This window comes from Streptomyces sp. CA-243310, assembly GCF_050936775.1.
Taxonomy (GTDB): domain Bacteria; phylum Actinomycetota; class Actinomycetes; order Streptomycetales; family Streptomycetaceae; genus Streptomyces.
In genome coordinates, this window is the sequence record NZ_JBNJMF010000001.1 from 2,526,154 (window position 1) to 2,548,236 (window position 22,083).

Sequence of the window (22,083 nt, forward strand, 5' to 3'; positions counted from 1 at the left end):
GGCGCACATGGGTGCTGCGGGCAATGCCATCGAGCTGGAAGCGGGAGGGCGGACGGTCCGACTGTCCAGCCCCGACAAGGTCTACTTTCCGGAGCGCGGCCTCACCAAGCGGGACGTCGCCGAGTACTACCTCTCCGTCGCGTCCGGTATCACCCGGGCCCTGCGCGACCGCCCCACCACGTTGGAGCGGTTCCCGGATGGGGTGGACGGAGAGTCCTTCTTCCAGAAACGGGCCCCGAAGAACCTGCCCGACTGGATCCCGACGGCCCACATCGCCTTCCCCAGCGGCCGCACGGCCGACGAGATCTGCCCGACCGAGCCGGCCGCCGTCCTGTGGGCCGCCAATCTGGGCTGCCTCACGTTCCACCCCTGGCCGGTGCGCCGCGAGGACACCGACCGGCCGGACGAACTGCGCATCGACCTGGATCCCCAACCGGGCACGGACTACCATCACGCGGTCGCCGCCGCCCACGAGTTGCGCGCGCTCCTGGAGGAACTGGGCCTGCGGGGCTGGCCCAAGACCTCGGGCGGGCGCGGGCTGCACGTCTTCGTGCCGATCGCACCGCGCTGGACGTTCACGGAGGTTCGGCGCAGCGCCATCGCGCTCGGACGGGAACTGGAGCGACGGATGCCGGGCAAGGTCACCACGGCCTGGTGGAAGGAGGAACGCGGCGAGCGGATCTTCGTCGACTACAACCAGACCGCCCGCGACCGGACCATCGCCTCCGCCTACTCCGTCCGTCCACGCCCGCACGCCCCGGTCTCGGCCCCGCTGCGCTGGGACGAGGTGGACGACGCCGAGCCGCGCGACTTCGACATCGTCACCATGCCGGCACGCTTCGCCGAACTCGGCGATCTCCACGCCGACATGGACGAACACGCCTTCGTGCTGGACGCCGTACTGGAACTCGCGGACCGGCAGGAACACGATCACGGGATGGGTGACATGCCCTACCCGCCCGACTACCCGAAGATGCCGGGCGAGCCCAAGCGCGTCCAGCCGAGCCGGGCCAGGCACGAGGACGGACAGTGACGACTGCCGTGGCTCCGCCAGACATCTGACCACTCGCCGTCTGACCGCCAGGCGTCTGATCGCTTGCCGTCTGACCGCCAGGAGTCTGACCGCTCGGTGCCGGGCCGCCGGATACGGTACGACGATGACCGGCACCACGCGGCGCGCCCTGCTCTTCCTCGATGTCGACGGCCCACTCATCCCGTTCGGCGGCACCGGATACCGCGAGGCGCCCGCGCCGCGGGGGAACGAAGGCCAACCCGGAGGCAACCCCCTCCTGGCCAGGCTCGACCCCGGGCACGGGGCGCGACTCGCGGCGCTGCGGTGCGACTTGGTGTGGGCGACGACGTGGATGGGCGAAGCGAACGAGTACGTCGCGCCCCGCATCGGCCTCCCGGAACTGCCGGTCGTGGCCTGGCCGGAACCGGCCGAGGAGGGCGAGCGGGCCGCCGAGGACGAGCGGGCCGGGCTCCACTGGAAGACCCGCACCCTGGTGGAATGGGCGACCGGACGCCCCTTCCTCTGGGTCGACGACGAGATCACCCCCGCAGACCGGGCGTGGGTGGCCGCACACCACCCGGCCCCGGCCCTGCTGCACCGCGTAGACCCCCGTACGGGGCTGACCGACCGGGACTTCGCCGCGCTTGCGCGATGGCTGCGCGACCACCGGTAGATCGTGCACGATGCACCGGTGTTGATCAGGCGTTGATCGGACGTCCATCGCCGGCGATGAGTATCTCCGTCATGTCGATGAACACGAGTGAACGGCCGACCAACGCAGTGGCCGCCCCCGCCTGGTACGAACTCGCCCTGTGCGCCCAGACGGGCCCCGGCTTCTTCTTCCCGGAGCCGGGCTCCTCGCTGCGCGACGCGAAGCGGCTGTGCGGGGCGTGCGAGGGACGTGTCGCCTGCCTGGAGTACGCCCTGGCGAACGACGAACGCTTCGGAGTCTGGGGCGGCCTCTCGGAAACCGAACGCCTCGCCCTCCGCCCCCGCCACTGATCAGGTCTGCGTCCCCTTGCCACTCCGTCGCCGCAACCCCACCCGCGAAGCCAGCACGTCATCCCCACCCTGCCGGCCCTCGGCCGGCACCTTGTCGGGTACGACTCGCACGAGGTTATGTCCCCCGACCGGCGACACGACTCCGCCAAACCGTGGATCGCCCGCGAACCAGATCAGCTCGGGATGGGCGTCACTCGTGACTCGGACGGGGAAGGGGATCATGCGATATGCCGGGACGAGATCCTCAGTGAAGTGGATTTCGATGATCGACGGGCGCTGGATGACGTGGTGAGCAGTCACTTCCTGCCATGGGTAAGCCTGGAGCACGGCTGCGATGCGTTGCCGCCGGCAGAAGGCGAGGACCACCACCGGCAGCAAGGGGATGGTGACGACCCAACTGACAGCGGGCAGCGTGGAGGACAAGGCGAGCGAGATGCACAACAAGGGGGCGAGTACCGCACTGATCAAACAGCCCAACCACACGCAGCGAGAGCGAGCGAGCCTCCTGTACCCCGCTGCTGTTCGTGGATGGTGCCAAGCAACCTTGCCGGCCAAGAACGTCACAGGAGCACCTCCAGGATCCGAGACGTGTTGGGTCCATCGGGGGCAGTTGGCGTCGGGTCGATGGCACTCACCGTGTATGCGACTGCCTCGATGATGTCGGTGTACGCATCCGCATGGACGGTTGCCGCGCTGGTCAGATCCAGGATGAGCAGGTATGGATCGGTCGGGTGCTGCATCGAAACCCTGGCCTGAAACATTTCTTGCTTCTGTTCGGGGAGCTTGATGGATCCGGCGACCATGGCGCACGGCTGTTGCGAAGGGAGGTCGATGAACCTGCACGCAGAGCTGTTCCACAGGGTTGATCCGGCGATGGCGAGGGCGGTGCGTGCCACCCCCAGGCGTGGATCCGAGTACGGGGACAGGCGCCCGGTCAACGAAAAGAGAGACGTGCAGAGATCATCGGATTCGCCGGGGTGCAAGCCAACCGATGTGTGGACCACATCGTGGTGGGTCAGCTCGTCGAGCTTGTCCATGATCTGAGAGAGCTGTTGCCGCGCATCTGGACTGCCTAGTGCGTCGGCCACGAAGTCCACTGACGCGCGATCCTCGGGGCTGATGTGATGGAACCCGGGAGGGAGCCGGAACCAGACGGGGGGCATCGTGATGGTCTTCATCGGGTCCTCAGGGCTGTCCATGCCTGCGCCGCCTTGGCCCCGTTGCTCGGCGCGTCATCCATGATCACTCGTGCACCGTCTGCCGCAGTGGTCGTTTGCTCGACCGATTCGCTGTCAGAGAGGTATCCGCTGGTTGCCGTGACTCCACCGGCTACGGGTAGAGCCACCCCGACTGCCTTCGGTACGGCCGGATCCGTACTTCGCAATGCCCACGTCGATAGAGGATTCTCGACCTCCTGGAGGCTCCGACCCGTAGACCACGCATCGCGCGCAAATGCTCCTGCGCCTGGTGAAAGGCCCGACAAGGCGCTGGCCTCGGGAACGGCCATTGCGGTGCGGGCAGCAGCCGTTCCCGCCTTGGCGCCCGACGCCACTGAGGCCAGCCCCGGGACGCTTCCCAGCGTGTCGCCCAGTAGGGTCACGCTGCTTTTCCAGAAGTCTGCATCGAACTGCCCCTTTGTGATGCCGTCCGTCAGGGACCTTCTGAACTTCGGATCGGAGACGTGCGTCGCGAGCGCGGCCAGGGACAGACCGCTTCCGACCAGCATGATCGCCAAGCCGGCCGGGGGGCAGGCGAGAGAAACGAGCGCCCCCACCGCGCCCAGGATGGCCGACGCGTTCGACAGGGCGTCGCCCGGGTCTTCCGTGATCTTGTTCCACAGTGACGCCAACATGCCCGGTTCCTTCGGGGCCAGTTTCGCGGCTGCCGAGTTCAGGGTCTTGGCGATGGCGCGGGCCGATGCCGTGTGGTCGGAGGCCAGTTCGTGGGCCAGGCGGCGGGCGTCGGCGCGGGCCTCGTCGGTCGTGGCGGCGGCGGCCTGGGATTCGTAACGGGCCGCCAGGGCGCGGTGGGCGACCAGGGTCTCGTGCCAGGAGTTGAGCTGTCGGGCTGCATCCGTCAGGGAGGTGTGGGCCGCGTTGAGGTAGCGGGGGAGTTCGCTCGACAGGGAGGCGCGGAACGCGGTGGCGGCCTCGCCCTGCCAGCCCGCGCTGTGCGAGACGAGGGCTCCGACGACCCGCCCGGCTTCCCCGAGGGAGGTCGCGGAGGTGGTGAGCTTCTTGGCCAGGGCCAGGACGGAGGCGGGATGTCCGGGGGCGGGGTCGAAGCCCAGCGCGGGGTGGTCAGCCATGGGCCGCGGCCTGGCGGAAGGCGTCGCGGATGGCCTTGTCCAACTCCGCGTACTCGGCGGCGCTGCGGTCCACGCCCGCCCGTACGTTCTTGACGCGTTTGGTGAGCTCGCGCGTGCCGTACGCCCATTTCTCCTGGAAGTCGTCGCAGGCGGCGTCGAGGTCGCGGGTGCCCAGTTGGTCCGCCCGGACGTGGTCCAGCGCTTTCCGCGCCTCCCGCAGGGAGACCAGCGAGGAGTCGAGTGCCCGGGTCAGACGGGTCAGCTGGTCGATTTCCACCTGGAGCAAGGTCATGACGCGAAACCCTGGCAGAGCGGTGCTCTGCCAGGGCAATCGGCATCACTCGCCCGAGCGAGCGGAAATCGGTCAGCCCTTGCGGGCCGCGATGCGCGCCGCGCGGGCGGCCAGGCGCTCGTCGAACTTGCGGGCCTCGCCGTCCAGGCCGCCCATGAAGAGCCCGAGCTCCTCCTGCGCCTTCTGTCCGTCCGGGCCGAGACCGTCGATGTCCATGATCTTCAGGAATCGGATCACGGGGCTCAGGACGTCGTCGTGGTGGATCCGCATGTTGTAGACCCCGCCGATCGCCATCTGCGCGGCCATCCGCTCGAAGCCGGGCATGCCGTGTCCGGGCATCCGGAAGCCGACCACGACGTCCCGTACGGCCTGCATCGTCAGGTCCGGGGCCAGCTCGAAGGCGGCGCCGAGCAGGTTGCGGTAGAAGATCATGTGCAGGTTCTCGTCCTGCGCGATCCGGGCCAGCATCCGGTCACAGACCGGGTCGCCGGACTGGTGGCCGGTGTTGCGGTGCGAGATGCGGGTCGCGAGTTCCTGGAAGGCGACGTACGCCACGGAGTGCAGCATGGAGTGCCGGTTGTCGGACTCGAAGCCCTCGGACATGTGCTGCATCCGGAATGCCTCGAGCTTGTCCGGGTCCACGGCGCGCGAGGCCAGCAGGTAGTCGCGCATCACGATGCCGTGGCGACCCTCCTCGGCGGTCCAGCGGTGTACCCAGGTGCCCCAGGCGCCGTTGCGGCCGAAAAGCGACGCGATCTCGTGGTGGTAGCTGGGGAGGTTGTCCTCGGTCAGCAGGTTGACGACGAGGGCGATCTTGCCGATGTCGGTGACCTTGGACTGCTCGGGGTTCCAGGCCTCGCCGTCCTCGAAGAGGGCGGGGAAGTTTCGGCCGTCGCTCCACGGAACGTAGTCGTGGGGCATCCAGTCCTTGGTGACCTTCAGGTGGCGGTTGAGTTCCTTTTCGACCACCTCTTCCAGCGCGAACAGCAGCTTGGCGTCCGTCCACGCCTCCGAGCTGCCGAGGTGGGGAGAGGTGATTGTCACGGGTGCTCCTGGGGGGACAGCGGATTACCTACGGTTCCGTAGCCTACGGAGTCGTAGGTTAAGCGCGACATCAAGGCCAGCCAAGCCCCAGGCGGTTATATGCCCGATTGCATCCCGTTATCTATGCAGTTCTGGGGGGTGTCGGAAGGCCCCTGAGGGGCGAAATGGGGGAGGCAAATCACGCCACTCGGTGTCTCGGCGCCCTCGGATCGACACCGAAGGCGCGTGCGCGGCGCACGCGCTCGCCCTGGAAGGGCCGGTGCCGGGTGCCGTCGAGTGGGCTCGTGCGCACGTTTCGGTGGGTGTCGGTACGTGTGGGTACGCGTCGAAGCTCGCGGGTGCGCGCGTGCCCCGGCGCCCTCGGGTGGCGGCCGGTGTCGGGGGCGAGGCGTCTCCCCGCCCCGGCGGCGCCCGGACGGCGGGGCGGGGGAAGGGGGCCGCAGGGCGCCGGGGGCGTCGGGGCGGGGCGGTGAGGGGGTCAGGGGCGTGGTCGGGTCGGGTGCGCCTCGGGCGGGCCGGGTCTGGAACGGGTTCATGTGCGAATCGGGAATCCACACCGGGGGCGGCGAGCCGCCGTCCGCCGTCGGGTCGCCGAGGGGGCGGGGCGACCCGACCCGGCCGTCGCGCGCGTACGGTGCCGTCCGGCCCCGGGGGCGGCCGACGTGAACGGAATGGCGGAACGGGCGGGAGGCGTCGCGCCGTCCACCATGTCGGACCCGGCGCCCTCGGGTCCGGCGCCCTCAGGCCCGGCGCCCTCGGGGGCGGGTGGCTTCGGGGGCGGCGCCCTCGGGTCCGGCAGCCCGAGGGTCGCGCCGGCTTGGCCCCCCGGTCGTCCCGGTCGTCCCGATCGCCGAAGGCGCCGGTCCCGGGGCATCCGTCAGGTGTGCCACAGCGACTCCCTGACCTCCTCGGCGGTCGTCGGCCGCAACGCGCCGTCGAGCAGCAGCCAGCGCGTGATGCCGATCGACTCCAGGAACGGCACGTCGTGCGAGGCCACCAGCAGCGCGCCTTCGTAGGACGCCAGGGCGTCCGTGAGTTGCCGCACGCTCGCCAGGTCCAGGTTGTTGGTCGGCTCGTCCAGCATCAGCAACTGCGGGGCCGGCTCGGCCAGCAGCAGGGCCGCCAAGGCCGCACGGAACCGTTCGCCTCCCGACAGGGTGCCCACCGCCCGCTCCGCCCGCGCGCCCCGGAACAGGAAGTGCGCCAGTCGCGCTCGGATCAGGTTGTTCGTGGCGTGCGGGGCGAACCGCGCCACGTTCTCCACCACCGAACGCTCGTCGTCCAGTACCGCCGCGTCCAACCGTTGGGGCAGGAAGCGCGTCGGCACGTGCGTCAACGCCTCCCCGGACACCGGTGCCACCTGTCCGACGATCGTCCGCAGCAAGGTGGTCTTGCCGGACCCGTTGCCGCCGACGAGCGCGATCCGTTCCGGTCCGCGCAGCTCCCATTCACCCGTGACCGATGCCCCGTGGACGAGGCGCAGGTCGCTCAGGGTCAGCACGCGCCGGCCCGGCGGCACCTGTGTCGTGGGCAGCTTGATCCGGATCTCGTCGTCGTCCCGGACCGCCTCCGCGGCCTGGTCCAACCGTTCGCGGGCGCCCGCCAGTTTCTCGGCGTGCATGGTGTGGTGCTTGCCCGCCGATTCCTGGGCGGCGCGCTTGCGCGCGTTCATGACGATCTTCGGCTCGCGCTTGGTGTCGTACATCTTCTGGCCGTAGCGCTTGCGCCGGGCCAACTTGATCCGGGCTTCCGACAGTTCGCGCTTCTGTCGTTGGACGTCGGCCTCCGCGACCCGGACCATCCGCTCGGCCGCCTCCTGCTCGGCGGCGAGGAGTTCCTCGTACTCGGTGAAGTTCCCTCCGTACCAACGGACTTCCCCGTCGCGCAGGTCGGCGATCTGGTCGACCCGCTCCAGCAGTTCCCGGTCGTGGCTGACCAGGACCATCACCCCCGACCAGGATTCCACCGCCGCGTAGAGGCGGCGGCGGGCGCGCAGGTCGAGGTTGTTGGTGGGTTCGTCGAGCAGCAGGACGTCCGGGCGGGCCAGCAGCAGGGCCGCCAGCCGTAGCAGGACGCACTCGCCTCCCGACAGCTCGCCCACGGTCCGGTCGAGTCCGATCCGGGCGAGGCCGAGCTGGTCGAGGGTGGCGAGGGCCCGCTCCTCGACGTCCCAGTCGTCGCCGACGGCGGTGAAGTTCTCCTCGGTGGCCTTGCCCGCCTCGATGGCGTGGAGTGCGGTGCGGGTCTCGCGGATGCCGAGTGCCTCGTCCACGCGCAGGGTGGTGTCGAGCGTGACGTCCTGCGGGAGGTGGCCGACGGTTCCGGTGACGGACAACCGGCCGTCCGTCGGCCGGAGTTCGCCCGCGAGGAGTTTCAACAGGGTGGATTTGCCGCAGCCGTTGACGCCGATCAGACCGGTTCGGCCGGGGCCGACGGTCAGTTGGAAGTCGTCGAGGACCGGGGTCCCGTCAGGCCAGGCGAAGGACAGGTCGGTGCAGGTGAGAAAGGCGGGGGCGTGGCTCATGGAGGCCTCCAGGTTGCGTGGTGATCGTGTGCAACACGGGGGAGACGACCGACAGGTCGGGACGACTGGTCACGGGGTCGCGCGGTCACGGGAACGCGCGGTCACGGGGTCTCGCGAGGAGAGCGGTGACGGCGGCGCCGGTGGTGACCGGGGCGACGGTGGTCGGTGTCTCGGACCTCAGAAGAGCAACGTCCTGCTCCGTTTCGACGGCATTGGGGCGTACACGAAGCTACGGATGGCCGGAGCCGTCCGCAAACGATTTACGCCCTTCCGGCCGATCGGGGTCGCAGCAGCGCGGGCGGAGGGTGTGGGCGGGGCGTGGCCCGGATCCGGCGTTTCAGCGGGATCCGCGCAAGAGCTCGGCCAGGCTGTGGTCCACATCGAGGTAGAGGTGCTCCAGGCCCGGCGGGACGACCGTGGAGGCGCGCTCCAGGAAATGCTGGAGGTCGGCCGTGGTCATCAGGACGATCGCCACTCCCTCGGGGGCGTGGAACTCGACCGTGGTGCGCTCGGCGTCGTACGGGCGTACGCGCACGTCGCCGTGGCCGGACGGGCGCTGCAGACCGCACTCCAGCAGTTCGCGCGCGAACGTCCAGGAGATCTCGATGCCCTCCAGGGTGGCCGGGGCGGGGAAGGCCATCCGGACGGCGAAGGGGTCCGCCCGGTCATAGCAGAGCGTGACGGGCACCGTCTCGACCTTCGGTGCGGTGGCGACCAGTCGGGCCTGCACGGCCTGCTCGATGACAGTGATCAAGGCTCGCTCCCTTGCGGCGGATCTGTCGCCGGGTCGTGGCGTGGCTCCCGGCAACGGGGTAGACGCCTGAATCGACAGTTCCGTGCACGCCGGATTGCGTGAGCTGCGTCACCGATTGGCTTGATGACACCTGTGTGATCGCACAGGGTGACCGGATGGCGGGTGTGGGGCAAGGAACTCGGTCTGCTGTGAGGTCGTCCAGGTGGTCGCAGTAAGTCCGGTTCCCGCTCACTCCGCAGGCGCAAAGTGCGGGCCCCGGTGCGTCGCGGGAGGGGAAGGTCCGCCCGCCCCGCCCGCCGCCCCGCCCCGCCCGCCCGGAACGGGGCGCGATCGGTCGGACGCGCCCTGGACGGAGAATCGGGGGTGCGTTAGCTTCCGGCGCCATGAGACTTCTGGGAATTGGCATGTGCGCGGCGGCTCTTCTGGTGGGTGTCGCGGCCGCACCGGCGCCGGCTGCGACGTCGACCGGGTCTGCGACGTCGGCCGGGTCCGCAATGTCGACTGCGTCCGCGAGGTCGGACGTTGCCTCGGCCGCGGACTTACGGGTTCCGCGTGGTGTGGGCTGGGCGTTGAAGGCGACCGGCAAGGATGCGGTCCGCTTCCGCGGGCTGGCGGCCGTCAATCGCTCCACGGCCTGGTTGGCCGGTTCCAAGGGAACGATCCTGCGCACCGTGGACGGTGGGCGCGCCTGGCGGGACGTCTCGCCACCGGGGGCGGTCGCCGAGGGGTTGGAGCTGCGCGACATCGAGGGCTTCGACGCGCGGCGGGCGGTGGCCCTGTCCATCGGTGAGGGTGAGGCGTCCCGGGTGCTGCGGACCGAGGATGGCGGTGCGACCTGGATCGAGACCTTCCGCAATCCCGACCCGCGCGCCTTCTACGACTGCCTCACCTTCTTCGACGCCCGGCACGGATTGGCCGTGAGCGACCCGGTGGACGGGAAGTTCCGTGTCCTGTCCACGGATGACGGCGGGCGGAACTGGCGTGTGCTGCCGGACGCCGGGATGCCGGCGGCCCTGCCCGGCGAGGCGGGCTTCGCGGCGAGCGGCCAATGCCTGGTCACCGCCGGGTCGCGCGACGTCTGGCTGGCCACGGGCGGGAGCGCGACGGCCCGCGTCCTGCACTCGGCGGACCGCGGACGCACCTGGCGGGTCGCGGAATCCCCCGTACCGGCCGGCGATCCGGCCCGAGGGGTCTTCGCCCTGGCCTTCCGCGACCGTGCGACGGGACTCGCGGTCGGCGGCGACTACCGCACGGGCGAGGCCTCGCCGAAGGCCGCGGCGGTGTCCGTCGACGGGGGTCGCACCTGGCGTCCGTCGGCCACTCCGCCGCCCGCCTACCGTTCGGGTGTGGCCTGGCATCCGTACCTGCGTTCGGCCGCGCTGGCGGTGGGGCCGACGGGTACGGACGTGACGCTCGACGGAGGTCGCACCTGGCGGCCGCTGGAGGAGGGCTCGTACGACACGGTCGACTGCGCGGCGGACGGTGGCTGCTGGGCGTCGGGTGAGAAGGGGCGGGTGGCGCGGCTGGAGCGGCGGTGACGCACCTCGGGTGCGCCCCCGGCCCCGGCGCCCGGTCCCCGCGCCCGCCGGGGCGGTGGCGCCCGGCCGAGGCCTCGGGTCTCCCGATGTCGCGACTCCGGGGCGCCGCGGTGATCAGGACGTGACGAGCGCCATGATGAACCCGTCGTAGCCCTTGGAGCCCACCGTCTGCAGGGCGGTGGCGCTCAGCCTCGGGTGCTCGGCGATGAGTTCGGTGAACCGTCGGACGCCCTGGACCCGGGGGTCCGTGTCGGCGCCGTCGATGACGGCGCCGTCCCGGACGACGTTGTCGCCGATGATGATGCTGCCGGGCCGGGTCAGCTTGAGCGCCCACTCCAGGTACACGGGGTTGGAGGGTTTGTCGGCGTCGATGAACACCAGGTCGAACGGTTCGCCGTCGGCGAGCCCCGGGAGCAGGTCGACGGCCTTGCCGCGGCGGATGTCGACGACGTCGGCGAGGCCCGCGCGGGCGATGTTGGCGGTGGACACGTCCGCGCACCGCTCGTCGGCCTCCAGGGTGACCAGTCGGCCGCCCTCCGGGAGGGCGCGGGCGAGCCAGATGGTGCTGTAGCCGCCGAGCGTCCCGATCTCCAGGATGGTGCGGGCGCCGCGGATCCGGGCGAGGAGGTGGAGCAACTTGCCCTGGTTGGGGGCCACCGCGTGGGCGGGCAGGTCGGCCGCCAGGGTGTCGGCGGTGGCGGCGATGAGCGCCGCGTCCTCCTCGACCAGGAGGCCGTCGAAGTAGTCGTCGACGGCGGTCCACGTCTGCTGAGGCATGGGTCTTCCCCCCGGAATTGGTGAGTTCCTCAAGGGAACTTACCTCAGGGTGGTCGTCAGCGGCAGTGCGCGGCGCGGTCCCGCCGCGGCGCGAGCCGTCCCGCCATCCGGTCGGCGCGCGCCGTGGGATGGGCGTGCGCCGCCGGTCGGCCCGTGTCCGCCGGGCCTGCTTCGGCCGCAGTCGCGGTCCTGCCGGATCGTCGCCCGGTCGGGATCGCCGGCGGTCGGGCCGTCTCGTCGACAGGCCCGCTATGCCGCCGGGTTCTCGCGGACCGTCGCGAGGTCCGCCGAGGTCTTGGTGGCGATGAACTCGGTGATCCGGTACTCGCACACACCCGCCACCGTGAAGGGGTCCTCGGTGGCGATCTTCTCGATCTCCGCGCGGGAGATCCCGGCGGCCAGGATGATCCCGCCCTCGCGCGGGACCTTGCGGCCCGAGGCGAGGAAGACGCCGGAGGCGTAGTGGCCGTCCAGCCAGGCGATGTGCGCGTCCATTTCCTCTTCGACGGATTCGACGGGCGCGGTGTAGGTGAGCTCCATGACGAACATGATCGCCAGGCTACTCTCGGACCATCATGACGAGTGCGAAGACCCCCGTCGACGAGGCCGAGGCCCGGGCGATACAGGACGAACTGCGCAAGAGCGTGGTGCTGGACGAGATGGGGCCGCCGGTCGGGAGCGGGCTCGTCGCGGGCGTGGACGTCGCCTACGACGACGAGCGCGACCTCGTGGCGGCCGCCGCCGTGGTCCTGGACGCCGCCACCCTGGACGTGGTCGAGGAGGCCACGGCCGTGGGGCACGTCAGCTTCCCCTACGTGCCGGGGCTGCTGGCGTTCCGTGAACTGCCGACCGTGCTGGCCGCGTTGGAGTCGCTGACCGTCACCCCGGGGCTGGTCGTCTGCGATGGCTACGGACTGGCACACCCGCGCGGCTTCGGCCTCGCCTGCCATCTCGGGGTGGTCACCGGGCTGCCCAGCATCGGAGTCGCGAAGAACCCGTTCACCTTCACGTACGAGGAACCGGGCGCCCGCCGGGGCGACGCCTCCCCGCTGCTCGCGCCCGACGGGGCCGTCGTCGGCCGGGCACTGCGTACGCAGGACGGGATCAAGCCGGTGTACGTCTCGGTGGGGCACCGGGTCTCGCTGGACAACGCCTGCGCGCACACGCTCGCGCTGGGCCCCCGCTACCGGATTCCGGAGACGACCCGACGCGCCGACTCCCTGTGCCGGCGCGCCCTGCGCGAAGCCGTCGCGGAGTAGGCGGGCGGGGCCGGAGCGCCCCCGGCGCCACGCCGCCCGAGCCCGCCCGCCGACGCCACCCCGCCCGAGCCCTCCGCCCGCCGCCCGACCCGGTTTCTCAGTCCTCGGCCGCGACCCGGAAGCGGATGCCCGCCTTCTGGAGCCGGTCAAGGAGGGCGTCGCCCATGGCCACCGCCGTGGTGAGCTGGCCGGCGGTGTCCGGGAGGGCGTCGTGGGCCAGGCAGAGCGCGGACTCCGCGAGCATCTTCGCCGTTTCCCCGTAGCCGGGGTCGCCGCCCGAGACCTCCGTGAACACCCGGCGGCCACCGCCCGTACCGACGAAGCGCACCGTGAACCAACTGCGGGCGCGTCGTTCGGCGTCGGGGCCGCGGCCCGGTTCCCAGCGGCTCATCAGCCACCGTCGGGCCGCCGGCACCTGGGCCAGGGCCGCCGTCGCGCCCACCGCGACCGATCCGCCCACCGCGACGGGCAGATGCCTGACCGAGGCGTGGTGCCGGTAGCGGAAGTCGGGCCCGTACCGTTCCAGCGCTGCCGCCGACCGGGCCACGATCGCCACGTCCAGGGTCGGCAGGGGCAGCGCCCAGGTGCCGGTCTCGCGACTGTAGTGCGGGTGGCCGCCCGTGCCCCGTACCCGGCGCTCGGGCCGTCGCGGTTCGTGCAGGCGCCGCTCGCGGGCCGCGGCCAGGGTCTGCGGGCCCCGGCTCATGGCGGTGAGCGCGGAGGCCAGGGTGCCGCCGGACAGCATGGCGTTGGAGCGCATGAACCCGTCCACGCGCAGCGGCACCCCGGCCGGCAGCCGGCCCACCGTGAAGTACGCGCCGAGGTCGGCCGGGATCGAGTCGAAGCCGCACGCGTGCACCAGCCGGGCGCCCGTCTCGCGGGCCCGCGCGTCGTGCTCGACGTACATCCGGTCGACGAACTCCGGCTCGCCCGTGAGGTCGGCGTAGTCGGTGCCCGCCTCGGCGCACGCCGCGACCAGTTCCGCCCCGTACCAGACGTACGGCCCGACGGTGCTGGCCAGGACCCGGGTGGAGGACGCCAACTCCCGCAGGGTGTCGGGGTCCCCCGAGTCGGCGCGGATCAGCGGCAGGGCCGCGCAGGCCGGGTCGAGTGCGGCGAGGCGCTCGCGCAGCCGCTCCAGTTTGCCGAGGTCCCGCCCCGCCAGGGCCCACCGGCAGTCGGCCGGGGCGTTCGCCGCCAGGTACTCGGCGGTGAGTGCCCCGACGAACCCGGTGGCCCCGAAAAGCACGACGTCGTAAGCCCGTTCCGGATCGTGGTGCCGAACCCGCTCGTTCATGGATCGCTCCTCCCAGCTGGTGTCGGTGGCTGAGGCTAGCGTGAGGGACGGCTGTCCGTACGGGCAGGTACGCGCCGGACGCGCATCGCGCGGTACCGGGGCCGCCTGCGGTGAGTGGAGGTATCGGTGAAGGCTGCGGTGCGCAAGTGGGAGGCGGTGCGAGGGTTCGCCCTCGGGTTGCCGGAGGCCGTCGAGGAGTTCCCGTGGGGACCCGAGGACGCCGTGCTGAAGGTCAACAAGAAGATCTTCGTCTTCATGGGGAACACGGACGGTCCGCCGGGCATCTCCGTGAAACTGAAGGACGAGGCGCTTCACGGGCACGCGATGACCGCTCCCGGGGCCGAGCCGACCGGGTACGGCCTCGGCCGGTCGGGATGGGTCTCCGTGCCGTTGGGGGAGAAGGGCGCGCCCTCGGTGGAGGTGCTGTGCGAGTGGGTGGAGGAGAGCTACCGCACCGTCGCCCTCAAGCGCCACGTGAAGGAGCTGGACGCGCGAATCGAGGCAGATGGCTAAGCGCTTGCTCTTGTGCTGAGGGGAACGCGTTCCTAGCATCGCTGGTGTTACATCAGTTGTGTCACACCACGCACCAGGATGCTGGGGGCTCGATGGCAGCGACAGGTACCGGGCACGGGAGCGCCGAGGGGACCGGCGACGGTGGCCGGAACGGCCCGCTCGCGGGCGTGCGCGTCGTCGAGCTCGCCGGCATCGGGCCGGGGCCGTTCGCCGCGATGGTCCTCGCGGACCTCGGGGCGGACGTCGTTCGGGTGGACCGGCCCGGAGGCGGCGGGCTCGCCGTCGACCCGGCGTACGACATCACCAACCGCAACAAGCGCTCCGTCCTGCTCGACCTGAAGTCCACCGAGGGCCCGGCCCGTGTCCTGGACCTGGTCGAGCGGGCCGACGTGCTCATCGAGGGGTTCCGTCCCGGGGTCGCCGAGCGCCTCGGCGTCGGCCCCGACGCGTGCCTCGCCCGCAACCCGAGGCTGGTCTACGGCCGGATGACCGGCTGGGGCCAGGACGGGCCGCTCGCGCACACGGCCGGGCACGACATCGCGTACATCGCCGTCACCGGCGCGCTCGGCATGATCGGGAACCCGGGCGAGCCCCCGGCCGTCCCCGCCAACCTGGTCGGGGACTACGCCGGAGGCTCCCTGTACCTGGTCATCGGGATCCTCGCCGCGCTCCGCCACGCGGGCACCCCCGACGGCACCGGACAGGTCGTCGACGCGGCCATCGTGGACGGCACCGCCCACCTCACCTCGATGATCCACGGGATGATGGCCGCAGGCGGCTGGCAGGACCGGCGCGGGGCCAACCTGCTCGACGGAGGCTGCCCCTTCTACGGCACCTACGAGACCTCCGACGGGCAGTACATGGCCGTCGGCGCGTTGGAGCAGCAGTTCTACGACACCTTCGTCGAACTGCTCGGCATCGAGGACCGGGCCCCGGCCCGCAAGGACCTGGCCCGCTGGGGCGAACTCCGCGAGACGGTCGCCGCCCGCTTCAAGGCCCGTACCCGGCAGGAGTGGACGGCCGTCTTCGAGGGCAGCGACGCCTGCGTGGCGCCGGTCCTGTCCCTGCGCGAGGCCCCCGCGCACCCGCACCTCGCCGCCCGCGGCACCTTCACCGACGTCGGCGGGATCACCCAGCCCGCGCCCGCACCCCGCTTCTCCGCCACCGGCACGGCCGTCACCGGCGGGCCCGCCCTGCCCGGCGCGCACACCGCGTCCGTGGCCGCGGACTGGGACCTGCCGGCCCTGCTCGGGAAGGACGCCTGATGGAACTGTCCATGATGCTCGACTACGCGGGCGACCCGCGCCGGGCCGCCGACGAGGCGGCGGCGCTGGAGGCGGCCGGACTCGACGCCGTCTGGGTCGCGGAGGCCTGGGGCTTCGACGCGGCCACGATCATGGGATACCTGGCCGCCCGCACCGAACGGATGAGGATCGGCTCGGCGATCATCAACGTCTACTCCCGCACCCCCGCCCTCATCGCCCAGACCGCGGCCGGTCTCGACGCGCTCTCCGGCGGTCGGGCCCTGTTGGGCCTCGGCGCCTCGGGCCCGCAGGTGGTCGAGGGATGGCACGGGAAGCCGTACGACAAGCCGATCGGCCGGACCCGCGAGACCGTCGAACTGTGCCGCCGCATCTGGCGCCGCGAGACGATCGACCACCACGGGATCACCGACATGCCGCTGCCGCCCGAGAAGGGCGGCCGGCACGGCAAACCCCTGAAGATCCTCACCCGACCGGTCCGCGACACCGTCCCCGTCTACGTGGCCTCCCTCGGCCCCGCCAACGTGACGATGACCGCCGAGATCGCCGACGGCTGGCTCCCCACCCTCTTCCTCCCCGAGAAGGCCGCGGACGTGTGGGGCGGCGCCCTCGCCCGGGGCACGGCCAAGCGCTCCCCGGACCTCGGCCCGATGCAGATCGTCGCGGGCGGCCTGCTCGCCATCGGCGAGGACGCCGCCGCCGTACGCGACCTGGCGCGCCCGCAGATCGCCCTGTACGTCGGCGGGATGGGCGCGCCCGGCAAGAACTTCTACAACGACCTGGCCGTCGCCTACGGGTACGAGGAGGAGGCCCGGAAGATCCAGGAGCTGTACCTCTCCGGGCGCAAGCGCGACGCCGCGGCGGCCGTGCCCGACGAGTTCTGCGAACTGATGACGCTGTGCGGCCCCGAGGGGTACGTGCGCGAGCGCGTCGAGGCCTTCCGTGCCGCCGGGGTCACCATGCTCAACGTGACGCCCGTCGGACCCGAGCCGGCCCGGCTCATCGAGACCGTCAAGAACTGGCTGTGAGGAGCCCATCCATGAAGCGCCGGATCTTCGACGCCGACCACGAGGCGTTCCGCGACACCGTGCGCACCTTCCTGAACAAGGAGGTGCTGCCGCACTACGACGCATGGGAGAAGGACGGCATCGTCAGCCGGGAGGCCTGGCTCGCGGCCGGCCGGCAGGGACTGCTGGGCCTCGCCGTCCCCGAGGAGTACGGCGGCGGCGGGAACACCGACTTCCGCTACGCCGCCGTGATCGCCGAGGAGTTCTCCCGGGCGGGCGCCGCCGGACTCGCGATCGGCCTGCACAACGACATCATCGGCCCGTACCTGACCTCGCTGGCCACCGAGGAGCAGAAACGCCGGTGGCTGCCGGGCTTCTGCAGCGGCGAGATCATCACCGCCGTCGCGATGACCGAACCGGGGGCGGGCTCCGACCTCCAGGGGATCCGGACCACGGCCGAGGACGCCGGCGACCACTGGGTGCTCAACGGATCCAAGACGTTCATCTCCAACGGGATCCTCGCCGACCTGGTGATCGTGGTCGCCAAGACCACCCCCGAGGGCGGGGCGCACGGCATGTCGCTGCTGGTCGTCGAACGGGGCGCGGAGGGCTTCGAGCGGGGCCGCAACCTCGACAAGATCGGCCAGAAGGCCCAGGACACCGCCGAACTGTTCTTCCACGACGTCCGGGTCCCGAAGGAGAACCTCCTCGGGGAGCTCAACGGCGCGTTCGTCCACCTGATGACCAACCTCGCGCAGGAGCGGATGGGCATCGCGATGGCCGGGATGGCCGCCGCCGAGTACCTGCTGGAGATCACCACCGCGTACGTCAAGGAGCGCGAGGCCTTCGGCCGGCCGCTGTCCAAGCTCCAGCACATCCGGTTCGAGATCGCCGAGATGGCCACCGAGTGCGCCGTCACCCGTACCTTCCTCGACCGCTGCATCACCGACCACGCCAACGGGGAACTGGACCACGTCCACGCATCGATGGCCAAGTGGTGGGCCACCGAACTGCAGAAGCGGGTCGCCGACCGCTGCCTGCAACTGCACGGCGGCTACGGGTACATGACCGAGTACCGGGTGGCGCGAGCCTTCGTCGACGGCCGCATCCAGACCATCTACGGCGGCACGACCGAGATCATGAAGGAGATCATCGGCCGCTCGCTGCTGAGCTGACGCCCCCTTCCGACCGACCTCCCCGATCCACCCCTCCGGACCCTCGAAAGGCTTGACCAGTGAGCACCGAAGCGTACGTATACGACGCGATCCGCACGCCGCGCGGCCGCGGCAAGGCCAACGGCTCCCTGCACGGCACCAAGCCGATCGACCTGGTCGTCGGCCTCATCCACGCCCTGCGCGAGCGCAACCCCGGCCTGGACCCGGGCACCATCGACGACATCGTCCTCGGTGTCGTCGGCCCGGTCGGCGACCAGGGATCCGACATCGCCCGCATCGCGGCCATCGCCGCCGGGCTGCCGGACACCGTCGCGGGCGTCCAGGAGAACCGCTTCTGCGCCTCGGGTCTCGAAGCCGTCAACATGGCTGCCGCCAAGGTCCGTTCCGGCTGGGAGGACCTGGTCCTCGCCGGCGGCGTGGAGTCCATGTCCCGCGTCCCGATGGCCTCCGACGGCGGCGCCTGGTTCGCCGACCCGATGACCAACTGGGACACCGGCTTCGTCCCGCAGGGCATCGGCGCCGACCTGATCGCCACCATCGAGGGCTTCTCCCGCCGCGACGTCGACGAGTACGCGGCCCTGTCCCAGGAGCGCGCCGCCGCCGCCATCAAGGACGGCCGCTTCGCCAAGTCGGTCGTGCCCGTCACCGACCGCAACGGCCTGGTCGTCCTGGACCACGACGAGTTCGTCCGCCCGGGCACCACGGCCGACACCCTCGCCAGGCTGAAGCCGTCCTTCGCGGACATCGGCGACCTCGGCGGCTTCGACGCCGTGGCCCTGCAGAAGTACCACTGGGTCGAGAAGATCGACCACGTCCACCACGCAGGCAACTCCTCCGGCATCGTCGACGGCGCCTCCCTCGTCGCCATCGGCTCCCGCGAGGCCGGCGAGCGCAACGGACTCGCCCCCCGCGCCCGGATCGTCTCCGCGGCCGTGTCCGGATCCGAGCCCACCATCATGCTCACGGGCCCCGCCCCGGCCACCCGCAAGGCCCTCGCCAAGGCCGGTCTGAGCATCGACGACATCGACCTCATCGAGATCAACGAGGCCTTCGCCGGCGTCGTCCTGCGCTTCGTCAAGGACATGGGCGTCTCCCTCGACAAGGTCAACGTCAACGGCGGCGCCATCGCGCTCGGCCACCCGCTGGGCGCCACCGGCGCGATGATCCTCGGCACGATCGTCGACGAGCTGGAGCGCCAGGACAAGCGCTACGGCCTCGTGACCCTCTGCGTGGGCGGCGGCATGGGCGTCGCCACCATCGTCGAACGTCTCTGAACCGTCCCTGTATCCCAGACCCCGCCCCTGACACGGCCGACACGGAAGTAGCGAACATGAGCGAGTCCACCACGATCCGCTGGGAACAGGACGAGACCGGCGTCGTCACCCTCGTCCTCGACGACCCCGACCAGTCCGCCAACACGATGAACCAGGCCTTCAAGGACTCCATCGCGGCCATCGCCGACCGCGCCGAGGCCGAGAAGGACTCCATCCGCGGCATCGTCTTCACCTCCGCCAAGAAGACCTTCTTCGCCGGCGGCGACCTCAAGGACATGATCCGGCTCCGCCCCGAGGACGCCGGCCTGGCCTTCGACACCGGCACCGAGATCAAGCGCTCGCTGCGCCGCATCGAGACCCTCGGCAAGCCCGTCGTCGCCGCCATCAACGGCGCCGCCCTGGGCGGCGGTTACGAGATCTGTCTGGCCTCCCACCACCGCATCGCCCTGGACGCGCCCGGCTCGAAGATCGGCCTGCCCGAGGTCACCCTCGGCCTGCTGCCCGCCGGCGGCGGCGTGACCCGCACCGTGCGGCTGATGGGCATCGCCGACGCGCTCCTCAAGGTGCTGCTCCAGGGCACCCAGTACAACCCGCGGCGCGCCCTGGAGAACGGCCTCGTCCACGAACTGGCCGCCACCCCCGAGGAGATGCTGACCAAGGCGCGCGCCTTCATCGACGCGAACCCCGAGTCGAAGCAGCCCTGGGACGTACCCGGCTACAAGATCCCGGGCGGCACGCCGTCCAACCCGCGTTTCGCCGCCAACCTCCCGGCGTTCCCCGCGAACCTCAAGAAGCAACTGGGCGGCGCCCCCTACCCGGCGCCGCGCAACATCCTGGCCTGCGCCGTCGAGGGCTCCCAGGTCGACTTCGACACCGCGCTGACCATCGAGGCCCGCTACTTCACCGAGCTGGTCACCGGACAGACCGCCAAGAACATGATCCAGGCGTTCTTCTTCGACCTCCAGGCCGTCAACGCGGGCCGCAGCCGCCCGCAGGGCGTCGGTCCGCGCACGGTCCGCAAGGTCGCCGTCCTCGGAGCGGGGATGATGGGCGCGGGCATCGCCTACTCCTGCGCGCGCGCGGGCATCGACGTGGTCCTCAAGGACGTCACCGTCGAGGCCGCCGCCAAGGGCAAGGAGTACGCGCGCAAGCTGCTGGACAAGGCGGTCTCCCGGGGCCGGACCACCGAGGACCAGCGGGCCGAGCTGCTGGCCCGGATCACCCCGACCGGCGACGCCGCCGATCTCGCCGGCTGTGACGCCGTGATCGAGGCCGTCTTCGAGGACACCTCCCTGAAGCACAAGGTGTTCCAGGAGATCCAGGACGTCGTCGAACCCGACGCGCTGCTCTGCTCCAACACCTCCACCCTGCCCATCACGGGCCTGGCGGAAGGGGTCTCGCGCCCCGTCGACTTCATCGGCCTGCACTTCTTCTCGCCCGTCGACAAGATGCCGCTGGTCGAGATCATCAAGGGCGAGCGCACCGGAGACGAGGCCATCGCCCGCGCCTTCGACCTGGTCCGCCAGATCAACAAGACCCCGATCGTGGTCAACGACTCGCGCGGCTTCTTCACCTCGCGCGTCATCGGCCAGTTCATCAACGAGGGCGTGGCGATGGTCGGCGAGGGCATCGAGCCCGCCTCCGTCGAACAGGCCGCCGCCCAGGCCGGTTACCCGGCCAAGGTGCTCTCCCTCATGGACGAGCTGACCCTGACCCTGCCCCGCAAGATCCGCAACGAGACCCGCAAGGCCTTCGAGGCCGAGGGCCGCGCCTGGGCCGAGCACCCGGCGGACACGGTCATCGACCGGATGGTCGACGAGTTCGACCGCCCCGGGCGCAGCGGTGGCGGCGGCTTCTACGAGTACGACGAGGCCGGCAAGCGGGCCCGCATCTGGCCCGGCCTGCGCGAGCACTTCACCAAGCCCGGCGCGGAGATCCCCTTCGAGGACATGAAGGAGCGGATGCTCTTCTCCGAGGCGCTGGACACCGTCCGCTGCCTCGACGAGGGCGTGCTGACCTCCGTCGCGGACGCCAACATCGGCTCCATCATGGGCATCGGCTTCCCGGCCTGGACCGGCGGCGTGATCCAGTACGTCAACGGTTACGAGGGCGGGCTGCCGGGCTTCGTCGCCCGCGCGCGGGAGCTGGCCGAGAAGTACGGCGAGCGCTTCACCCCGCCGGCGTCGCTGGTGGCGAAGGCCGAGCGGGGCGAGACGTACGCCGACTGATCGGCCGCCGCGCGGCCCCGGGGCGACATCCCGGGGCCGCGCGGCGCGGACGTCGGCGGCGGCGCGTCGGGCATCGGCTCCGGGCGCCGCTCGCGTCAGGCGTCCCCGTGAGCATTCCCGTGGGCGTCCTCGCGTGCGTCCTCGTGTGCGGGGGAGTGCAGGGAGGCGAACACGCCGCGGTGCGCGGCGCCGTCCGGCGCGGTCCACCCCGCGGTGACCCCGCCGGCGGCCTCGACCGGGCCGGCGTCCGGGGCCAGTGGCGTCAGGACCCGCGTGACGTCGAGCCGGGTACGCCCGGGGCCCGCGACCCGTACCTCCGTGGCCCGCGCGCAGTCGCGGATCTCGGGTTCCTCCGCCGGGAGCAGCGCCGGCAGCCCCGGACCGTCGAACCGGGCGGTGACGGACGGGTCGGGAGTACCGGACTCGCTCTGCCGCTGCGGTACCGCGCGGCCCTGGAACAGCGCCAGCAACTCGGCGACGAGCACCGGGTCGTGTGCTCCGTCGTACACCCAGCGGGTTCCGAGCACACCGTGCTCGGAGGTGCCGATCAGGGCCGCGTCGGCGCCGTCGAGCGGCGCTCCCCGGTAGGTGAGGGGCACGTGGTACGCGATCGGGCGCTCGCCCGAGTCGTCGGTGACCACCATGAACTCGATGCCCACCTCGCCCGCCGGGTCGTCGAGTCGAAAACCGCCGGCCCGTGCCAGGTCGGGTGCGGCGCCGGTGGGGAGGTACCACGGTCGGTCCGGCAGCCAGGCACCCAGGAGCTCCAGCTTGCCGGGGCTCATCGTGGTCTTGTGGATGATCGCCATGCGCCCGA

General features: G+C 71.3%; 22 protein-coding genes. 11 read left to right on the top strand and 11 right to left on the bottom strand.

Annotation, left to right across the window (positions count from 1 at the left end; translation table 11 throughout):
- The first annotated feature begins 7 nt into the window (after nucleotides 1–7).
- The 3 genes from ligD to ACQEVM_RS11460 all read left to right on the top strand — a co-directional run bounded on the left by ligD (nucleotide 8) and on the right by ACQEVM_RS11460 (nucleotide 2,014).
- Nucleotides 8–1,033, top strand: a complete 1,026-nt coding sequence (ligD, locus tag ACQEVM_RS11450; protein ID WP_433077566.1) for a non-homologous end-joining DNA ligase — start codon at nucleotides 8–10, stop codon at nucleotides 1,031–1,033.
- 124 nt (nucleotides 1,034–1,157) lie between these two features.
- On the top strand, nucleotides 1,158–1,685 hold the full coding sequence (locus ACQEVM_RS11455) for an HAD domain-containing protein (RefSeq protein ID WP_433077568.1): 528 nt from the start codon (nucleotides 1,158–1,160) through the stop codon (nucleotides 1,683–1,685).
- A 71-nt stretch (nucleotides 1,686–1,756) separates the two neighbouring features.
- Nucleotides 1,757–2,014: a WhiB family transcriptional regulator gene (locus ACQEVM_RS11460; RefSeq protein ID WP_433077570.1), complete on the top strand. Its 258-nt coding sequence runs from the start codon at nucleotides 1,757–1,759 to the stop codon at nucleotides 2,012–2,014.
- On the opposite strand, the gene ACQEVM_RS11465 is transcribed toward ACQEVM_RS11460, so the two are convergent.
- The 7 genes from ACQEVM_RS11465 to ACQEVM_RS11495 all read right to left on the bottom strand — a co-directional run bounded on the left by ACQEVM_RS11465 (nucleotide 2,015) and on the right by ACQEVM_RS11495 (nucleotide 8,936).
- Nucleotides 2,015–2,482, bottom strand: coding sequence for a hypothetical protein (locus tag ACQEVM_RS11465; protein ID WP_433077572.1), 468 nt, complete (start codon nucleotides 2,480–2,482; stop codon nucleotides 2,015–2,017).
- A 92-nt stretch (nucleotides 2,483–2,574) separates the two neighbouring features.
- Nucleotides 2,575–3,213 (bottom strand): hypothetical protein, encoded by a 639-nt coding sequence (locus tag ACQEVM_RS11470; protein WP_433077574.1) that lies wholly within the window; start codon nucleotides 3,211–3,213, stop codon nucleotides 2,575–2,577.
- The gene (locus ACQEVM_RS11475; protein WP_433077576.1) at nucleotides 3,189–4,322 is read right to left on the bottom strand and encodes a putative T7SS-secreted protein; all 1,134 of its coding nucleotides are present in this window, start codon (nucleotides 4,320–4,322) and stop codon (nucleotides 3,189–3,191) included. The genes ACQEVM_RS11470 and ACQEVM_RS11475 overlap by 25 nt, the downstream gene beginning before the upstream one ends.
- On the bottom strand, nucleotides 4,315–4,614 hold the full coding sequence (locus ACQEVM_RS11480) for a hypothetical protein (protein WP_433077578.1): 300 nt from the start codon (nucleotides 4,612–4,614) through the stop codon (nucleotides 4,315–4,317). The genes ACQEVM_RS11475 and ACQEVM_RS11480 overlap by 8 nt, the downstream gene beginning before the upstream one ends.
- A 72-nt stretch (nucleotides 4,615–4,686) precedes the next feature.
- On the bottom strand, nucleotides 4,687–5,658 hold the full coding sequence (locus tag ACQEVM_RS11485; RefSeq protein WP_433077580.1) for an acyl-ACP desaturase: 972 nt from the start codon (nucleotides 5,656–5,658) through the stop codon (nucleotides 4,687–4,689).
- An 877-nt stretch (nucleotides 5,659–6,535) separates the two neighbouring features.
- On the bottom strand, nucleotides 6,536–8,182 hold the full coding sequence (locus ACQEVM_RS11490) for an ABC-F family ATP-binding cassette domain-containing protein (protein WP_433077582.1): 1,647 nt from the start codon (nucleotides 8,180–8,182) through the stop codon (nucleotides 6,536–6,538).
- A gap of 337 nt (nucleotides 8,183–8,519) precedes the next feature.
- The gene (locus ACQEVM_RS11495) at nucleotides 8,520–8,936 is read right to left on the bottom strand and encodes an SsgA family sporulation/cell division regulator (RefSeq protein ID WP_433077584.1); all 417 of its coding nucleotides are present in this window, start codon (nucleotides 8,934–8,936) and stop codon (nucleotides 8,520–8,522) included.
- Between the two features lie 494 nt (nucleotides 8,937–9,430).
- Here ACQEVM_RS11495 and ACQEVM_RS11500 point away from each other — a divergent pair, with 494 nt between their 5' ends.
- The gene (locus tag ACQEVM_RS11500) at nucleotides 9,431–10,474 is read left to right on the top strand and encodes a WD40/YVTN/BNR-like repeat-containing protein (protein WP_433077586.1); all 1,044 of its coding nucleotides are present in this window, start codon (nucleotides 9,431–9,433) and stop codon (nucleotides 10,472–10,474) included.
- Between the two features lie 114 nt (nucleotides 10,475–10,588).
- Here the strand turns inward: ACQEVM_RS11500 and ACQEVM_RS11505 are convergent, their stop codons facing one another.
- A complete protein-coding gene (locus ACQEVM_RS11505) occupies nucleotides 10,589–11,251 on the bottom strand; it encodes an O-methyltransferase (RefSeq protein ID WP_433077588.1) in 663 nt (220 codons plus the stop codon).
- 249 nt (nucleotides 11,252–11,500) lie between these two features.
- Entirely contained in the window at nucleotides 11,501–11,800 is a 300-nt protein-coding gene (locus ACQEVM_RS11510; RefSeq protein ID WP_433077590.1) for a YciI family protein, read from the bottom strand.
- Nucleotides 11,801–11,826: 26 nt separating this feature from the next.
- Between ACQEVM_RS11510 and ACQEVM_RS11515 the strand changes: the two genes are divergently transcribed.
- Nucleotides 11,827–12,510: an endonuclease V gene (locus ACQEVM_RS11515; protein ID WP_433077592.1), complete on the top strand. Its 684-nt coding sequence runs from the start codon at nucleotides 11,827–11,829 to the stop codon at nucleotides 12,508–12,510.
- A gap of 97 nt (nucleotides 12,511–12,607) precedes the next feature.
- Here ACQEVM_RS11515 and ACQEVM_RS11520 read toward each other — a convergent pair whose 3' ends face one another.
- On the bottom strand, nucleotides 12,608–13,807 hold the full coding sequence (locus ACQEVM_RS11520) for a saccharopine dehydrogenase family protein (protein ID WP_433077594.1): 1,200 nt from the start codon (nucleotides 13,805–13,807) through the stop codon (nucleotides 12,608–12,610).
- 114 nt (nucleotides 13,808–13,921) lie between these two features.
- Here ACQEVM_RS11520 and ACQEVM_RS11525 point away from each other — a divergent pair, with 114 nt between their 5' ends.
- From ACQEVM_RS11525 to ACQEVM_RS11550, 6 genes are all read left to right on the top strand, one after another.
- Nucleotides 13,922–14,320 (top strand): MmcQ/YjbR family DNA-binding protein, encoded by a 399-nt coding sequence (locus ACQEVM_RS11525; RefSeq protein ID WP_053677298.1) that lies wholly within the window; start codon nucleotides 13,922–13,924, stop codon nucleotides 14,318–14,320.
- A gap of 92 nt (nucleotides 14,321–14,412) precedes the next feature.
- A complete protein-coding gene (locus ACQEVM_RS11530; RefSeq protein ID WP_433077597.1) occupies nucleotides 14,413–15,585 on the top strand; it encodes a CaiB/BaiF CoA transferase family protein in 1,173 nt (390 codons plus the stop codon).
- The gene (locus ACQEVM_RS11535) at nucleotides 15,585–16,610 is read left to right on the top strand and encodes an LLM class F420-dependent oxidoreductase (protein WP_433077599.1); all 1,026 of its coding nucleotides are present in this window, start codon (nucleotides 15,585–15,587) and stop codon (nucleotides 16,608–16,610) included. Before ACQEVM_RS11530 ends, ACQEVM_RS11535 begins: the two co-directional genes overlap by 1 nt.
- An 11-nt stretch (nucleotides 16,611–16,621) precedes the next feature.
- Nucleotides 16,622–17,764 carry an acyl-CoA dehydrogenase family protein gene (locus ACQEVM_RS11540; RefSeq protein WP_433077601.1) on the top strand — a complete coding sequence of 381 codons (1,143 nt, stop codon included), beginning with the start codon at nucleotides 16,622–16,624 and terminating at the stop codon, nucleotides 17,762–17,764.
- A gap of 59 nt (nucleotides 17,765–17,823) precedes the next feature.
- Nucleotides 17,824–19,038: an acetyl-CoA C-acetyltransferase gene (locus ACQEVM_RS11545; protein ID WP_433077603.1), complete on the top strand. Its 1,215-nt coding sequence runs from the start codon at nucleotides 17,824–17,826 to the stop codon at nucleotides 19,036–19,038.
- 56 nt (nucleotides 19,039–19,094) lie between these two features.
- A complete protein-coding gene (locus ACQEVM_RS11550; protein ID WP_433077605.1) occupies nucleotides 19,095–21,266 on the top strand; it encodes a 3-hydroxyacyl-CoA dehydrogenase NAD-binding domain-containing protein in 2,172 nt (723 codons plus the stop codon).
- Between the two features lie 95 nt (nucleotides 21,267–21,361).
- Here ACQEVM_RS11550 and ACQEVM_RS11555 read toward each other — a convergent pair whose 3' ends face one another.
- Complete coding sequence (locus ACQEVM_RS11555) at nucleotides 21,362–22,075, bottom strand: maltokinase N-terminal cap-like domain-containing protein (RefSeq protein ID WP_433077607.1); 714 nt, start codon at nucleotides 22,073–22,075, stop codon at nucleotides 21,362–21,364.
- Between the last annotated feature and the right edge of the window lie 8 nt (nucleotides 22,076–22,083).

What these genes read in the sequence shown, in the direction of transcription:
- ACQEVM_RS11500 (WP_433077586.1), top strand. Translation starts at nt 9,431, where the DNA reads ATGTCGACTGCGTCCGCGAGGTCGGACGTTGCCTCGGCCGCGGACTTA.
- ACQEVM_RS11535 (WP_433077599.1), top strand. Translation starts at nt 15,585, where the DNA reads ATGGAACTGTCCATGATGCTCGACTACGCGGGCGACCCGCGCCGGGCC.
- ACQEVM_RS11515 (WP_433077592.1), top strand. Translation starts at nt 11,827, where the DNA reads ATGACGAGTGCGAAGACCCCCGTCGACGAGGCCGAGGCCCGGGCGATA.
- ACQEVM_RS11475 (WP_433077576.1), bottom strand. Translation starts at nt 4,322, where the DNA reads ATGGCTGACCACCCCGCGCTGGGCTTCGACCCCGCCCCCGGACATCCC.
- ACQEVM_RS11480 (WP_433077578.1), bottom strand. Translation starts at nt 4,614, where the DNA reads ATGACCTTGCTCCAGGTGGAAATCGACCAGCTGACCCGTCTGACCCGG.
- ACQEVM_RS11510 (WP_433077590.1), bottom strand. Translation starts at nt 11,800, where the DNA reads ATGTTCGTCATGGAGCTCACCTACACCGCGCCCGTCGAATCCGTCGAA.
- ACQEVM_RS11490 (WP_433077582.1), bottom strand. Translation starts at nt 8,182, where the DNA reads ATGAGCCACGCCCCCGCCTTTCTCACCTGCACCGACCTGTCCTTCGCC.
- ACQEVM_RS11520 (WP_433077594.1), bottom strand. Translation starts at nt 13,807, where the DNA reads ATGAACGAGCGGGTTCGGCACCACGATCCGGAACGGGCTTACGACGTC.
- ligD (WP_433077566.1), top strand. Translation starts at nt 8, where the DNA reads ATGGGTGCTGCGGGCAATGCCATCGAGCTGGAAGCGGGAGGGCGGACG.
- ACQEVM_RS11550 (WP_433077605.1), top strand. Translation starts at nt 19,095, where the DNA reads ATGAGCGAGTCCACCACGATCCGCTGGGAACAGGACGAGACCGGCGTC.
- ACQEVM_RS11460 (WP_433077570.1), top strand. Translation starts at nt 1,757, where the DNA reads ATGTCGATGAACACGAGTGAACGGCCGACCAACGCAGTGGCCGCCCCC.
- ACQEVM_RS11505 (WP_433077588.1), bottom strand. Translation starts at nt 11,251, where the DNA reads ATGCCTCAGCAGACGTGGACCGCCGTCGACGACTACTTCGACGGCCTC.
- ACQEVM_RS11470 (WP_433077574.1), bottom strand. Translation starts at nt 3,213, where the DNA reads ATGGACAGCCCTGAGGACCCGATGAAGACCATCACGATGCCCCCCGTC.
- ACQEVM_RS11455 (WP_433077568.1), top strand. Translation starts at nt 1,158, where the DNA reads ATGACCGGCACCACGCGGCGCGCCCTGCTCTTCCTCGATGTCGACGGC.
- ACQEVM_RS11555 (WP_433077607.1), bottom strand. Translation starts at nt 22,075, where the DNA reads ATGGCGATCATCCACAAGACCACGATGAGCCCCGGCAAGCTGGAGCTC.
- ACQEVM_RS11540 (WP_433077601.1), top strand. Translation starts at nt 16,622, where the DNA reads ATGAAGCGCCGGATCTTCGACGCCGACCACGAGGCGTTCCGCGACACC.
- ACQEVM_RS11530 (WP_433077597.1), top strand. Translation starts at nt 14,413, where the DNA reads ATGGCAGCGACAGGTACCGGGCACGGGAGCGCCGAGGGGACCGGCGAC.